At 72.1% G+C, this 12,785-nt stretch carries 13 protein-coding genes and 3 tRNA genes; 6 read left to right on the top strand and 10 right to left on the bottom strand.

Features of this window, described 5'->3' with window-relative positions:
• Window positions 1-4 precede the first annotated feature (4 nt).
• Together IEZ27_RS07225 and IEZ27_RS07230 are read right to left on the bottom strand one after the other, a co-directional pair.
• A complete protein-coding gene (locus IEZ27_RS07225) occupies window positions 5-1,096 on the bottom strand; it encodes an LLM class flavin-dependent oxidoreductase (RefSeq protein ID WP_189646456.1) in 1,092 nt (363 codons plus the stop codon).
• A gap of 117 nt (window positions 1,097-1,213) precedes the next feature.
• A complete protein-coding gene (locus IEZ27_RS07230) occupies window positions 1,214-1,750 on the bottom strand; it encodes a CGNR zinc finger domain-containing protein (protein WP_189646457.1) in 537 nt (178 codons plus the stop codon).
• An 83-nt stretch (window positions 1,751-1,833) separates the two neighbouring features.
• Between IEZ27_RS07230 and IEZ27_RS07235 the strand changes: the two genes are divergently transcribed.
• Window positions 1,834-3,057 (top strand): MFS transporter, encoded by a 1,224-nt coding sequence (locus tag IEZ27_RS07235; RefSeq protein WP_229823535.1) that lies wholly within the window; start codon window positions 1,834-1,836, stop codon window positions 3,055-3,057.
• Here IEZ27_RS07235 and IEZ27_RS07240 read toward each other — a convergent pair.
• Both IEZ27_RS07240 and IEZ27_RS07245 read right to left on the bottom strand, forming a co-directional pair.
• A complete protein-coding gene (locus IEZ27_RS07240) occupies window positions 3,044-3,694 on the bottom strand; it encodes an NAD-dependent epimerase/dehydratase family protein (protein WP_189646458.1) in 651 nt (216 codons plus the stop codon). The genes IEZ27_RS07235 and IEZ27_RS07240 overlap by 14 nt on opposite strands.
• Window positions 3,691-5,064 carry an APC family permease gene (locus tag IEZ27_RS07245; RefSeq protein WP_229823538.1) on the bottom strand — a complete coding sequence of 458 codons (1,374 nt, stop codon included), beginning with the start codon at window positions 5,062-5,064 and terminating at the stop codon, window positions 3,691-3,693. The genes IEZ27_RS07240 and IEZ27_RS07245 overlap by 4 nt, the downstream gene beginning before the upstream one ends.
• Before the next feature lie 103 nt (window positions 5,065-5,167).
• Here IEZ27_RS07245 and IEZ27_RS07250 point away from each other — a divergent pair, with 103 nt between their 5' ends.
• Both IEZ27_RS07250 and IEZ27_RS07255 read left to right on the top strand, forming a co-directional pair.
• Window positions 5,168-5,776 (top strand): TetR/AcrR family transcriptional regulator, encoded by a 609-nt coding sequence (locus IEZ27_RS07250; RefSeq protein ID WP_189646460.1) that lies wholly within the window; start codon window positions 5,168-5,170, stop codon window positions 5,774-5,776.
• 74 nt (window positions 5,777-5,850) lie between these two features.
• Window positions 5,851-6,681, top strand: coding sequence for an alpha/beta fold hydrolase (locus IEZ27_RS07255; RefSeq protein ID WP_189646461.1), 831 nt, complete (start codon window positions 5,851-5,853; stop codon window positions 6,679-6,681).
• Between the two features lie 86 nt (window positions 6,682-6,767).
• Here IEZ27_RS07255 and IEZ27_RS07260 read toward each other — a convergent pair whose 3' ends face one another.
• The 6 genes from IEZ27_RS07260 to IEZ27_RS07285 form a co-directional block, all read right to left on the bottom strand.
• A complete protein-coding gene (locus IEZ27_RS07260) occupies window positions 6,768-7,199 on the bottom strand; it encodes a nuclear transport factor 2 family protein (RefSeq protein WP_189646462.1) in 432 nt (143 codons plus the stop codon).
• A 152-nt stretch (window positions 7,200-7,351) separates the two neighbouring features.
• Window positions 7,352-7,426 (bottom strand) — tRNA-Val (locus IEZ27_RS07265).
• 6 nt (window positions 7,427-7,432) lie between these two features.
• Window positions 7,433-7,503, bottom strand: a tRNA-Cys gene (locus tag IEZ27_RS07270).
• Between the two features lie 15 nt (window positions 7,504-7,518).
• Window positions 7,519-7,590 (bottom strand) — tRNA-Gly (locus IEZ27_RS07275).
• A gap of 86 nt (window positions 7,591-7,676) precedes the next feature.
• Window positions 7,677-8,399, bottom strand: coding sequence for an SDR family NAD(P)-dependent oxidoreductase (locus tag IEZ27_RS07280; protein WP_189646463.1), 723 nt, complete (start codon window positions 8,397-8,399; stop codon window positions 7,677-7,679).
• Window positions 8,400-8,509: 110 nt separating this feature from the next.
• Window positions 8,510-9,709 (bottom strand): hypothetical protein, encoded by a 1,200-nt coding sequence (locus IEZ27_RS07285; protein WP_189646464.1) that lies wholly within the window; start codon window positions 9,707-9,709, stop codon window positions 8,510-8,512.
• Window positions 9,710-9,821: 112 nt separating this feature from the next.
• Between IEZ27_RS07285 and IEZ27_RS07290 the strand changes: the two genes are divergently transcribed.
• Genes IEZ27_RS07290 through hutH form a run of 3 tightly spaced genes read left to right on the top strand, consistent with a single transcriptional unit; the run spans window position 9,822 to window position 12,685 of the window.
• On the top strand, window positions 9,822-10,367 hold the full coding sequence (locus IEZ27_RS07290; RefSeq protein ID WP_229823540.1) for a hemerythrin domain-containing protein: 546 nt from the start codon (window positions 9,822-9,824) through the stop codon (window positions 10,365-10,367).
• 44 nt (window positions 10,368-10,411) lie between these two features.
• On the top strand, window positions 10,412-11,119 hold the full coding sequence (locus IEZ27_RS07295) for an ArsR/SmtB family transcription factor (RefSeq protein ID WP_189646466.1): 708 nt from the start codon (window positions 10,412-10,414) through the stop codon (window positions 11,117-11,119).
• Window positions 11,120-11,134: 15 nt separating this feature from the next.
• Window positions 11,135-12,685, top strand: coding sequence for a histidine ammonia-lyase (hutH, locus tag IEZ27_RS07300; protein WP_189646467.1), 1,551 nt, complete (start codon window positions 11,135-11,137; stop codon window positions 12,683-12,685).
• The last annotated feature ends 100 nt before the right edge of the window (window positions 12,686-12,785 follow it).

Raw genomic sequence — 12,785 nt, forward strand, 5'->3', positions numbered from 1 at the left:
GGGGTCAGACCTCGACGGCCTGGGACGTACGGGCCTCCAGCAGCGACGCGTGCGTCGGAGCGTCAGGGACGCCGGCCGGGCGGTCCTTGGCGAGCTCCTTGCGCAGCACCGGCACGACCTCCTCACCGAGGATGTCGAGCTGCTCCAGCACGGTCTTCAGCGGCAGACCGGCGTGGTCCATGAGGAACAGCTGCCGCTGGTAGTCGCCGAAGAACTCGCGGAACTCCAGCGTCCGGTCGATGACCTGCTGCGGGCTGCCCACGGTGAGCGGGGTCTCGGCGGTGAACTCCTCCAGCGAGGGCCCGTGGCCGTACACGGGGGCGTTGTCGAAGTAGGGGCGGAACTCGCGTACCGCGTCCTGGGAGTTCTTCCGCATGAACACCTGGCCGCCCAGGCCGACGATCGCCTGCTCGGGCGTGCCGTGCCCGTAGTGGGCGTACCGCTGGCGGTAGAGGTTGATCAGGCGGATGAAGTGCTCCTTGGGCCAGAAGATGTTGTTGGCGAAGAAGCCGTCGCCGTAGTAGGCGGCCTGCTCGGCGATCTCTGGGCTGCGGATCGAGCCGTGCCACACGAACGGCGGCACCCCGTCGAGCGGGCGCGGCGTGCTGGTGAACCCCTGCAGCGGGGTACGGAAGCGGCCCTCCCAGTCGACGACGTCCTCGCGCCAGAGCTGGTGCAGCAGCGCGTAGTTCTCGACGGCCAGCGGGATGCCCTGGCGGATGTCCTGCCCGAACCACGGGTAGACCGGCCCGGTGTTGCCGCGGCCCAGCATCAGGTCCACCCGGCCGTCGGCCAGGTGCTGAAGCATGGCGAAGTCCTCGGCGATCTTGACCGGGTCGTTCGTGGTGATCAACGTCGTGGCGGTGGACAGGATCAGCCGCTCGGTCCTGGCCGCGATGTAGCCGAGCATGGTGGTCGGCGAGGACGGCACGAACGGCGGGTTGTGGTGCTCGCCCGTCGCGAACACGTCGAGCCCGACCTCCTCGGCCTTGAGCGCGATCGCCACCATCGCCTTGATCCGCTCGTGCTCGGTCGGGGTCCTGCCGGTGGTGGGGTCGGTGGTCACGTCGCCCACACTGAAGATTCCGAACTGCACTTTAGTCACCATCCATGACTGTTGAATCTTTGACAGGTACCGTAGCGTCCGGCCGCGTGCGGTTATTCCATCATCCCGGGTGAGGCGTCCCTTGTGGGGTGTCCCTGGGCGTCCGGGTCAGGCGCCGGTGCGGGCGCGGAAGGCGGCCGCCTTGGCGCGGTTGCCGCAGCCGCGCATGTCGCACCAGCGGCGGGTGCGGCGGTGGGAGGCGTCGACGTACAGGCGGGTGCAGGGTGCGGCCTCGCACTCGCGGATCAGCCCCGCCTGCGGGCCGCCGAGCAGCTCGATCGCCGCGCGCGCGGTCGTGGACAGCGCGCCGGGCAGGCCGCCGTCCCGCCGCAGGCCGCGCTCGGCGAGCGCGACGTCCGCGGGCGGGCGCCCGGCGAACTCGTTGAGCACGTCGCGGTCGCCCTTCCCGTACGGGACGCCCTCGCGGGCCGCCGTGGCCAGCCGGTAGATCGCCTCGCGCAGGGCCGCCGCGCGCGCCAGGTCGTCCGCGCCGACCTCGGGCGGCCCGTCGAGCAGACCGGCGCGGACCGTCCAGCGGGCCAGGTCGGCGGGGGTGGGCAGCAGGTCGATACGCGCGCCGCGCCGGTGGCCGATGGTGCCGGCGAGGTCGAGGCCGAGGTTGCCGCTGACGAAGGTGAAGTCCACGACTCCGATAGTAACCGTATTGACAAGTTACTTCCGGCGCCCTCAGAGTGACTAACCACTAAGTCCGGTTATTTGGGGGCGTTGTGACGACACTCATCACCACTCGCGGCGGGACCCGCCGGTACGGCGCACGGCACCGATGGACCGTGTTGTCCGTGGGCGTCGGCGCCCAGGCGTCCTTCTCGGCCATGTTCTCCGGCATCCCGGTCACCGCGGTCTCCATGCGCTCGGGCTACCACCTGTCCCTGGGCTCGCTCGGCCTGGTCCTGTCCTGCCTGGGGCTGGGCGTGGCCGCCTCGGACATCGCCTGGGGCGTGCTGACCGACCGGTGGGGCGACCGCCGCGTGCTGCTCCTCGGGCTGACCGCCACGGGCGCGCTGCTGGCGGTGATGGCCGTGGCGGTCACACCGTCCGAGCACGCGGGCGTGGCCCTGCTGGCGGTGTGCCTGCTGGCCGCCGGGGCGCTGGGCGGCAGCGTGAACGGCGCCTCCGGGCGGGCCGTCATGACCTGGTTCGCCGACGGCGAGCGGGGGCTGGCGATGAGCGTGCGCCAGACCGCGATCCCCATCGGCGGCGCGGTCGGGGTCGCCCTGCTGCCCTGGCTCGCCGAGCGGTACGGCTTCCGCGCCGTCTACGCCGTACCGGCGGTCTTCTGCCTGCTGGCGGCGGCGGCCACCTGGCGCTGGCTGCACGGGCCGGGCCCGGAGGCCGCCACCGCGGCGCCCGAGCCCGGCCCCTCGCCGCTGCGGCGCTGGGACGTGTGGCGCGTAGCCCTGGCCAGCGGGCTGCTCACCGTGCCGCAGTTCGCCGTGTTGTCCTTCACCGCCGTGTTCCTGCACGACGTCAAGGGGGCGGGCGCCGCCCTGGCCAGCCTCACGGTGCTGATCGCCCAGCTCGGCGGCGGCGCGGCGCGCATCTGGACCGGCAGGCGCACCGACCGGCGCGGCGGGCGCCGCACCTGGATCCGGGCCATCGGCGCACTGTCCGGTGTCGTGATGGCCGCCGCCGCGGTGCTCACGCACGCGCCCACGCCGGTCACCGTCGCCGCCCTGGCGGCCGGCGGCCTGCTGGCCAACTCCTGGCACGGCATCGCCTACACCGAGATCGCCGCCCTGGCGGGCGCGGCCAGGGCGGGCACCGCGCTCGGACTGGAGGGCACCGCCTGCTTCGCCTCGGGCTTCCTGACCCCGCTGCTCGTCCCCGTGGTGCTCGCCGTCGCCTCGTGGGAGGCGGTGTGGGGGCTGGCCGCGTTCGCCGCGCTGCTGGCCGTGCCGCTGGTGCCGAGGCAGGCCCTCACAGGGCGTTGATCGCCGCCGGGCCGAGGATCCGCTCGGGCGCGCCGCGCTCGGCCACGTTGATCATCGCCTGTCCGATGCGCTCGGTCGTCGTCACCGAGGACGGGAACAGCCGCCGCAGCAGCGGGTAGAGCGGCGCGGCCACCACGTAGGCCAGCCGGTACCAGCGAGTGCGCGAGGTGACGCCGTGCATCGGCTGGATGTAGCCGGGACGGAACATGTAGGCCCGGAACGGCAGCGCCAGCAACGCGTTCTCGGTCGCGCCCTTCACCCTCGCCCACATCGCGCGGCCGTGCTCGTCGGTGCCGGCGCCCGAGACGTAGACGAAGGTCGAGGACGGGTTGAGCCGGGCCAGCGTGGTGCCGGCCGCCAGCGTGTAGTCGTAGGTGACCCGCCGGTAGTCCTGCTCGCTCATGCCCGCCGCGGACACGCCGAGGCAGAAGAAGCACGCGTCGTAGCCGGCCAGCTCGCCCTCGACGGGGGACAGGTCCGACAGGTCGGCGTGGGTGATCTCGCGCAGCTTGCCGTGGACCGTCCCCGTGGGCGACCGGCCGACCGTGAGTACGGCCGTCACGCGCTCGTCGAGCAGACACTCCCTGAGCACGCCGCGCCCGACCATGCCGGTCGCCCCGAAGATGATCACTCTCATGGTTCAGCCAGATCCCACCCGCCGCGCCGCCGCAGCACCCCCAGATAGTACGCCGCCGACACCACAGCGATCCCGGCCGTCACGTACAGGCTCGGCCGGCCGATCACCGGGTCCAGGGCGTTGAGGTAGATCACGTACGCCAGCGCGGCCAGCGCCAGCACCGGCGCGAGCGGGAACCACGGCATCCGGTACGCCGCGTGGCCCGTCGAGCCGTTGCGCCGCCCGGCGATCGCCCCCAGGCACAGCGCCGCGTACACCGCCACGATCGAGGTGCCGGTCACCACCAGCAGGAAACGTTCGTCGATGAAGCAGCAGGCCGCGCTGACCACGCCGGTCAGCACCGTGGCCACCCACGGGGAGCCGTACCGGGTGTGGATCGACGACAGCAGGCGGCTGACCGGCGCGGGCCAGGCACGGTCCCGGCCGGTGCTGAACAACATGCGCGAGGTGATGAGGATGATGGCCAGCACGGCGTTGAGGATGGCCAGCGCGACGGCCAGGGAGATCACCGTGTTGACCGCCGACCCGGCGCGGGCGGTGACGAAGTACTGCATCATGTTCTCCGCGCCGAACAGGCCGGGCAACGACGGCGCGCCCATCAGCACCGCCGTCACCGGCACCAGCTCGGCCGCGACGGTGACGCCGAGCGCCCACAACACGGTCTTGGCGATGCTCTTCGGCGCGTCGTGCACCTCTTCGCCGAAGTAGACGGCCGAGCCGTACCCGTTGTAGGAGAAGATCGCGACGGCGGTCGCGGCGCCGATCAGCCCGAGCGAGGCGGGCACCAGCGCGCCGCCGTCCCCGGCGACCACGGGATGGGTGATCAGCTCGACCGGCGAGCGCTGCGGCCGGAACAGGCCGAGCGCGGACACGACCACCAGCGCGATCATCTCGATGGCCAGGAACACCCCGGTCACCCAGGCGTTCAGCTTGATGTCGAAGACCGCGACGACCGTGGTGAGCAGGCACGTCACCGCCGCCACCAGCGGCCCGTCCAGACCGGGGAAGACGACCGACAGGTACGCGCCCACGCCGAGCGCGATCACGGCGATGATGAGCAACTGCGTGATGAGGATCAGCCCGAGCACCACGAACCCGGGCAGCCGGCCGAGCGTGCGGGCGGTGATGGCGTACTCGCCGCCGGTCAGCGGGAACGCCGAGCCCAGCTCGGCGTAGACGAAGGCCATGAACACGCCCACGACGGCGCCGGCCAGGTAGCTGAGGATCGCGCCGCTGCCGGCCTGGGAGATCACGCCGGGGGCGATGATGAACACCGAGGACGCGGGGGTGATGGCGGACAGGGTGAGGAGGAGGGTGCCGAGGAGCTTGAGTCCCCGGTGCAGGTGTGGATGGGCGGCCGTTGTTGCCACGACGCCTCCTTGGGGGGTTCCTTGAGCGAGTATCAAAGAACTATCGGGGGCGTTCGTCAAGGAGGGCTTGCGTTTTTTGAAGCCCCTATGAAGAATCGCCGCCATGGCGCGACCCAGCCGGGCCCGGGAGAAGCGGGCCGAACTCGTCACCGCCGCCCGCCGGGCGGTGCTCGAACGCGGCATCCTCGACCTGCGGCTGCGGGACGTCGCCGAGCTCGCCAGCATGTCGGCCGGGTCGGTGCTGTACTACTTCCCGAGCATGGCCGACCTGCTCCAGGAGGTGCAGCGCGAGGCGGTCGACCGATTCTGCGCCGCCCGCGAGGCCGCCGCCGCCCGCGAGCCCGACCTGCGGCGCCGCCTGGTCACGACCATCGGCAGCGGGCTGCCCGCCGGGCCCGGCGACGAGCTGTGCGTGCTGCTGTACGAGCTGGGCGCGCACGCCCGGCGCGACCCCGCGTACGCGGCCCAGCACATCAGGCTCTACGAGCGCCAGGTCGCCCTGTACGCGGCCATCCTGGAGGCGGGCTCGGCGACCGGCGTCTTCGCGCTGACGAGGGACGCCATGACGATCGCCAGGAACCTGGTGGCGCTGGAGGACGGTCTGGGCCTGCACCTGCTGGACGCCGTCCAGCCGTTCGACCCGGGAACGGCCCGCGACCTGCTGCTGTCCTACGCCGAGGACACCACTCGCTGCCCCCTCCCACCCCCCTGACCTTCGTTCCGGGGAGCCGGCCGAGGGAACATTCGTCCAATCCAGAGGCGCGGACCGGCCGCGACAGTGGCCTCATGACCCTTTCCAACAGCGGACCGCGGCTGAGCGACGACACGATCCTGTCCCTGGACGACGGCGACCTCCACGTGTGCCAGGACGGCCCCCGCGACGCCCCCGTCCTCCTGCTCGTCCACGGGTCGGCCTCCTCGACCCGTTCCTGGGACCAGCTGGTCCCGCTGCTCACGGGCTCCCATCGCGTCGTACGGATCGACCTGCTCGGGCACGGCCGCTCCGCCAAACCGGACGACCGCGGCTACTCCACTCCTGAGCAGGCCCGCCGGGTCGGCGAGGCGCTGGACCGGCTCGGCGTCGGCCGCGCGGTGGTCGCCGGCCACTCCAGCGGTGGCGTGGTCGCCACCGCCCTCGCCGAACAGCGTCCCGAGCTGGTGGGCGCGCTCGTCCTCGTCAACACCGGCCCCTCCCTGGACGCCTTCCTCGCCCCGGCCTCGGGCTCGTTCGCGCCTTCGCAGTGGCCGCCGACCGACGAGCAGATCCGCGGGTTCGCGAGCACCGGCTTCAGCCGCGCCGGCTACCGGATCCCGGACGAGCTCCTGGACGAGGTGCGCTGCATGACCGTCCACACGCTCACCGCCACGATGCAGGGCACCCGCGAGTACCTGGCGGAACGGCCGCTCCCGGACCGGCTGGCGCCCCTCGGCAAGCCGCTCCTGGTGATCTTCGGTGAGGACGACCGCAGATGGCGGTCCTCGTCCGCCGCCGACTACCGGGTCGTCCCGGGCGCGGAGGTCGTCCTGCTGCCCGGCCTCGGCCACACCCCCATCCTGGAGGACCCTCAGCGCACCGCCACCGCACTCCTGCCCTTCGCCACCACCCACACCCCCTGAACGAGCTCGCTTCCGCAGGTTCTCGTTCCACTGGGCCTCTGGGGCCTTTGGGCGTGCCGCCTCGGCGGGCCTCTGGGCGCGTTGTCTCAGTGGGCCGTGCGCCAGCTCTGTTCCTCCACCAGTTCGTCGCTGCGCCAGCCGTCCGGCGTGCGCCGCATGTGGTGGTGGTACCAGCCGCCGCCGTGCAGGAACCCCTTGGCGTCGGCAGCGGCCATGTCCCTGGTGGGGGCGAGGGTGTCGGTGAAGGGGGCGCTGACCCGCGCCTGGTCGCCGGTGAGGACGATCCGCGCGGCGCCGATCAGGTGCAGGCGCCCCGGCCAGTGCGGGAGCACCTCGGCGAGCCAGGCCTTGACCTCCGCCCGCCCGCCCCTGATGCCGCCCGCCGACCGGTAGTCGATGATCGCGCCGGGGCTGAACACCTCGTCGAGCAGGTCCCATTCGCCGGAGTCGATGGCCCGCGAGTAGCGGGCCAGCAGGTCGGCGATCTCCAGGCGGTCGGCGATCTCCTGAGCGTCCATGCCCTGATCGAACCAAACGCTTGCTACAAACACCAGCCCCGCCGCGCGAACCGCCGCAACGCGAACAACCGGGCCGCTGCGCCCGAACGGCCAGAAACGTCAGCACCGCCGCAAACGCCGACAGCCAGGCCCGAGGGCCTGGCTGTCGGAGCTGGTGGACGATACTGGGATTGAACCAGTGACCTCTTCCGTGTCAGGGAAGCGCTCTCCCGCTGAGCTAATCGTCCTTGCAGAGGTGGCGACGGGATTTGAACCCGTGTGGACGGCTTTGCAGGCCGCTGCCTCGCCTCTCGGCCACGCCACCGAGCCGGGAGCTCCGAGCGGAAGACGGGATTCGAACCCGCGACCCTCACCTTGGCAAGGTGATGCTCTACCACTGAGCCACTTCCGCGTGCGCCCCGCTCGTGCCGGGCGACGAGAGAACTCTAGCGAATCCTCGGCGAGTCCCCAAACCGGAACGCTTCCACGCAGGTCGCCCTAGGTGTGACCGCCGTTGACCGTCACCCGCTGCCCGGTCACGAACGCGCCGCCGTCCGAGGCGAGGAAGGACACCGCGGCGGCCACGTCGGCCGGGGTGCCCATACGGCCGAGCGGCACCTCGGCCAGGTAATCGGCCTCGTCGACGCCCGCGTGCCGCTCCACCGGGATCCAGCCGGGCGCGACGACGTTCACGGTGATCCCGTACGGGCCGAGCTCGCGGGCCCACGTCTGCGCCAGGGCGTGCTGGGCGCCCTTGGCCGCGATGTAGGCCGACATGCCGGGCAGCCTGCGGTCGACGACGTCGGAGCCGATCTGGATCACCCGGCCGCGTCCCCGTTCGCGCATGCCGGGCAGTACGGCCTGAACCAGCAGCGTGGGGCTCTTGACGAAGAACAGGAGCTGGTCGAGGTGGTCCTGCCAGGTCAGCTCCTCGACCGGCACCGACGGCTGCGGCCCGGTGGCGTTGACCACCAGCACCTCGACCGGCCCGAGCCGCTCGGCGACCCGGGCGGCCAGGGCGGCGACCTGCCCCTCGTCCGTGACGTCGGCGCCGAACGCCTCCGCCGTGCCGCCCTCGGCCCGGATCTCGGCGACCACCTTCTCCGCGCCGGTCCGTTCGGAGTGGTAGTTGACGGCCACGGTCAGGCCGTCGGCGGCCAGGCGGCGTGCGATCACGGCTCCCAGGCCGCGCGAGGCACCGGTGACGAGGGCGACACTCATGCCGCGCACTCTAACCCCTCCGGTGACGAGGGCGACGCCCATGCCGCGCGCTCGAACCCCGCCCCGAGCGGGCCGCGTGCGAGCGGGTGGCCACGAGATCGCCGTTCAGGTCAGCGGCCGAGTTGCAGGCCCGCCGGATGCGGCCCCTCCGTCTCCAGGCGGTACTCCCGGCCCGACACCGCCCGGTTGTCGTCGATGACCTGCTCCGACGCGGGCTTGTCCCCGCCCATGACCGCCTCCTGCATCCGCGAGAAGCGTTCGTGCGCCTCCTGCACGTACCCGGTGCCGAGGGTGGTCCAGTCGATCTGGGTGGCGAGCAGGTCGCGCAGGTACGCCTTGTTCGGCTCGAACGTCACCGGCGGCGGCAGCTCGGGAGCCAGCACCTGGTCGGGATCGCGCCCGTCGAACCGCTTGAACAGCTCCGAGGCCAGCCGCAGGTGCTCGATCTCCATGTTCAGGTGCAGCTCCCAGACGGCCTTCACCCTGGGCTCGGACTCGGTCTCCATGAACGAGTGGTACAGGTAGCACTCGTTGTACTCGTGGTTGAGCAACATCTCCCACCAGCTCTCGCCCGGGTCGACCAGCGACTCGTAGTGGGTGACGTGCTCCTCCTCCACCATGGCGATCTCCTGGTAGAGGCGGCGCGCGATCGGCTCCATGGCCAGCGGCCCGACGTTCATGTAGAAGTTCATGGTCTGCTGCTCGGTGGCCATGACGGTCAGCGCGTGCAGCTTGGACAGCGGCTCGGTGTGGTGCCGGTCGTACGGCTCGCGCACGTTGTCGACCGGGTCCCGGTGCTGCAGGTACGTCGGCCGCCCCGGCATGACCTCGGTGAGCTGGTCGACGATCTTCTCGGCCTTGCGGTGCTCGATCATCTCGTACAGGTTGGCGTACCGGTAGAGGTGGTCGAAGTCCTCCAGCACGCCGAACTCGTACGCCTTCGTCAGGTACGGGTCGGGCTCCATCCGGGCCACCCACGCCGTCAGGTCCACGGCGACCTGCTCGTAGGCGATCGTGGTCTCCAGCACCGACGAGACGCCGGGCAGCAGCCAGTTGACCGCCTTCTGCTGCTGCGCCTCGATGTGGCGCACGCGGGCGAGCTGCCGCTTGAGCTCCATGTCGGTGCAGTGGCGGGCGAGCTGGTGACTGAACTGGATCGCCTCGGACTCGATGCCGTTCATGGTGATGATCCGGCACCGGGTGTAGGGATCGGCGTGGTCGGGATCGATGGGCGTGACGTTGAGCTCCCGCCAGTCGCGCAGCTGCTCGTCCAGCGGGATGCCCCGCTCCTGGAGTGGGTCGAAGGCCATGTCGCTGCGCCTACCCGCGGGCCGGTCGGGCAACCTCCGCGTTGCGTCGCCGAACGGCCCGCGTTCGGTAAGGAGGCGCGTGTCCGGCCGGTGCCCGGGTAGGCCGCTGGACGTGGCTGAACACGATGTCATCGACGTGCTGATGGCCCAGCACGGCCAGATCAGAGACCTGTTCGACGAGGTCGAGCAGGCCCCGCCGGAACGGCTGGAAGAGGTCTTCGGACGGCTGACGCGCCTGCTGGCGGTGCACGAGACCGCCGAGGAGGAGATCGTCCACCCCTACGCCCGCATGAAGGTGGACGGCGGGCAGGGCGTGGTGTCCGACCGGCTGGCCGAGGAGAACCGGGCCAAGCGCCTGCTCGTCGAGATCGACGAGGCGGGCGTGGACCACCCGGACTTCTGGGACAAGCTGGCCGAGTTGCGTACCGCCGTGACGCTGCACGCCCGCAGCGAGGAGCGCTACGAGTTCGCCCAGCTCCGCGGCAGGACGTCCGTCCTGGAACGCCGGGCCATGGCGGCGGCGGTACGGGCGGCCGAGGCGGTCGCGCCCCTGCGCCCGCGTCCCGGCGTGGAGTCGGCGACCAAGAACGTCCTGCTGGGCACGCCCCTCGCGCTGATGGACCGGGCCCGCGAGATCATCAGGAAGGCTCTGAGCTGACACTTCGTCCCCGGGCGAAATGTCGGTGTATTAGCGTCGTGAGCATGGAGTACATCGCCCGAGACGCCGACATCGCGCCCGTGGCCGCGCTCATCGCGGACGCCACCAGGGCCGCCATGCTGACGGCGCTGCTCGGCGGCCGCGCCCTGGCCGCCGGCGAGCTGGCCAGTGTCGCCGGGGTGAGCGCCGCCACCGCCAGCGCCCACCTGGCCCGGCTGCTGGACGGCGGCCTGGTCGACGTCGTCCGGCAGGGCCGCCACCGCTACTACCGGCTGGCCGGGCACGAGATCGCCGAGGTCCTGGAGACGCTGGCCAGGGTGAGCGCCCGCCCGCCGGTGCGCTCCCTGCGCCAGTCCCGGCAGGCGCGCCTGCTGGAGGAAGCCCGCACCTGCTACGACCACCTGGCCGGCCGCGCCGGCGTCGCCCTGCTCGACCGGCTCAGGGACGGCGGCTACTACGACCGCCAGGACCTCACTCCGGCCGGGGAGCGCCTGCTGACGGGCCTGGGCGTGGACGTCGAGGGCGCCCGCGGGACCAGGCGGCGTTTCGCCCCGGAATGCCTCGACTGGACCGAGCGCCGGTCGCATCTCGGCGGCGCGCTCGGCGCCGCGATCACCGACGTCCTGTTCGAACGCGGCTGGTACCGGCGGGGGTCGGTGCCACGCGCGGTGGTCCTCACCGAGGAGGGCAGGGCAGGGCTGGCGGCGACGTTCCCGAGTAAGGAGCTAACATCGGGTACGCCGGTTACCTAAGCGAGAGAGACGATCATGCGCGACAGCGGAGTCGTGAACGTCGGCCCTGAGCCTCTGAGCTTCGACGACGTCATCAGGGTGGCCCGCCAGGGCGCACCCGTGCAGCTCACCGACGACGCGGTGGCCGCCATGGCGGCCGCCCGCCAGCGGGTTGACGAACTGGCCGAGAGCCCCGTTCCCGCCTACGGCGTCTCCACCGGGTTCGGCGCCCTCGCCACCCGGCACATCGACCCCGCGCTGCGCGCCCAGCTCCAGCGTTCGCTGGTGCGCTCGCACGCGGCGGGCAGCGGCCCGGAGGTGGAGACCGAGGTGGTGCGCGCGCTCATGCTGCTGCGCCTGCACACCCTGGCCACCGGGCACACCGGCATCAGGCCGGCCACCGCCAAGACTTTGGCCGCCCTGCTCAGCGCCGGCATCACCCCGGTCGTGCACGAGTACGGCAGCCTCGGCTGCTCCGGCGACCTGGCGCCGCTGGCCCACGTCGCGCTGACGCTGATGGGCGAGGGCGTCGTACGCGACGCCGAGGGCGCGCTCCAGCCCGCCGGGGAGGCGCTCAAGCAGGCCGGCATCGAGCCCGTCGAGCTGGCCGCCAAGGAGGGCCTGGCGCTGATCAACGGCACCGACGGCATGCTCGGCATGCTCATCCTGGCCATCTCCGACCTCACCAGGCTGGTCAGGACCGCCGACATCAGCGCGGCGATGAGCGTGGAGGCGCTGCTCGGCACCGACCGCGTCTTCATGCCGGAGCTCCAGGCCCTGCGCCCGCACCCGGGCCTGGCCCGTTCGGCCGCCAACATGACCAGAATCCTCGCCGGCTCCGGCGTCATGGCCAGCCACCGCGACCCGCAGGCGTGCACCCGCGTCCAGGACGCGTACTCGCTGCGCTGCGCCCCGCAGGTCGCCGGCGCCGCCCGTGACACCATCGCGCACGCCGCCACCGTGGCCGGGTGGGAGCTGGCCAGCGCCGTGGACAACCCGGCCGTGCTCGACGACGGCCGGGTGGAGTCCAACGGCAACTTCCACGGCGCGCCCGTCGGCTACGTGCTCGACTTCCTCGCCGTCGTGGCCGCCGACCTGGCCTCGATGTCCGAACGCCGTACCGACCGCTTCCTCGACGTGGCGCGCAACCACGGCCTGCCGGCGTTCCTCGCCGACGACCCCGGCGTGGACTCCGGCCACATGATCGCCCAGTACACGCAGGCCGCGATCGTCTCGGAGCTGAAGCGGCTGGCCGTGCCCGCGAGCGTCGACTCGATCCCCAGCTCGGCCATGCAGGAGGACCACGTGTCCATGGGCTGGTCGGCCGCGCGCAAGCTGCGCAGGTCGGTCGACGGGCTGACGCGGGTGCTGGCCGTCGAGGTGCTCACCGCGGCCCGCGCGCTCGACCTGCGCGCCCCCCTGGAGCCCGCGCCGGCGACCGCCGCCGTGGTCAGGGCGCTGCGCGAGAACGTGCCCGCGCCGGGCCCCGACCGCTTCCTCGCGCCGGAGATCGAGTCCGCCGTGCGCCTGGTGGCCGAGGGCGGCGTCGTGGCCGCGGCGGAGTCGGTCACCGGGCCGCTCGACTAGGTGCTGTTTCTTAGATCTGCTGACTGATCGTGCCTGGACAGTCACGATGGGCCTATGGGTCGAGGTGACTTAACCAACGCAGAGTGGGAGCGGCTCGAGC

Source organism: Nonomuraea spiralis (genome assembly GCF_014648435.1).
In the GTDB taxonomy this organism is placed as follows: Bacteria; Actinomycetota; Actinomycetes; order Streptosporangiales; family Streptosporangiaceae; genus Nonomuraea; species Nonomuraea spiralis.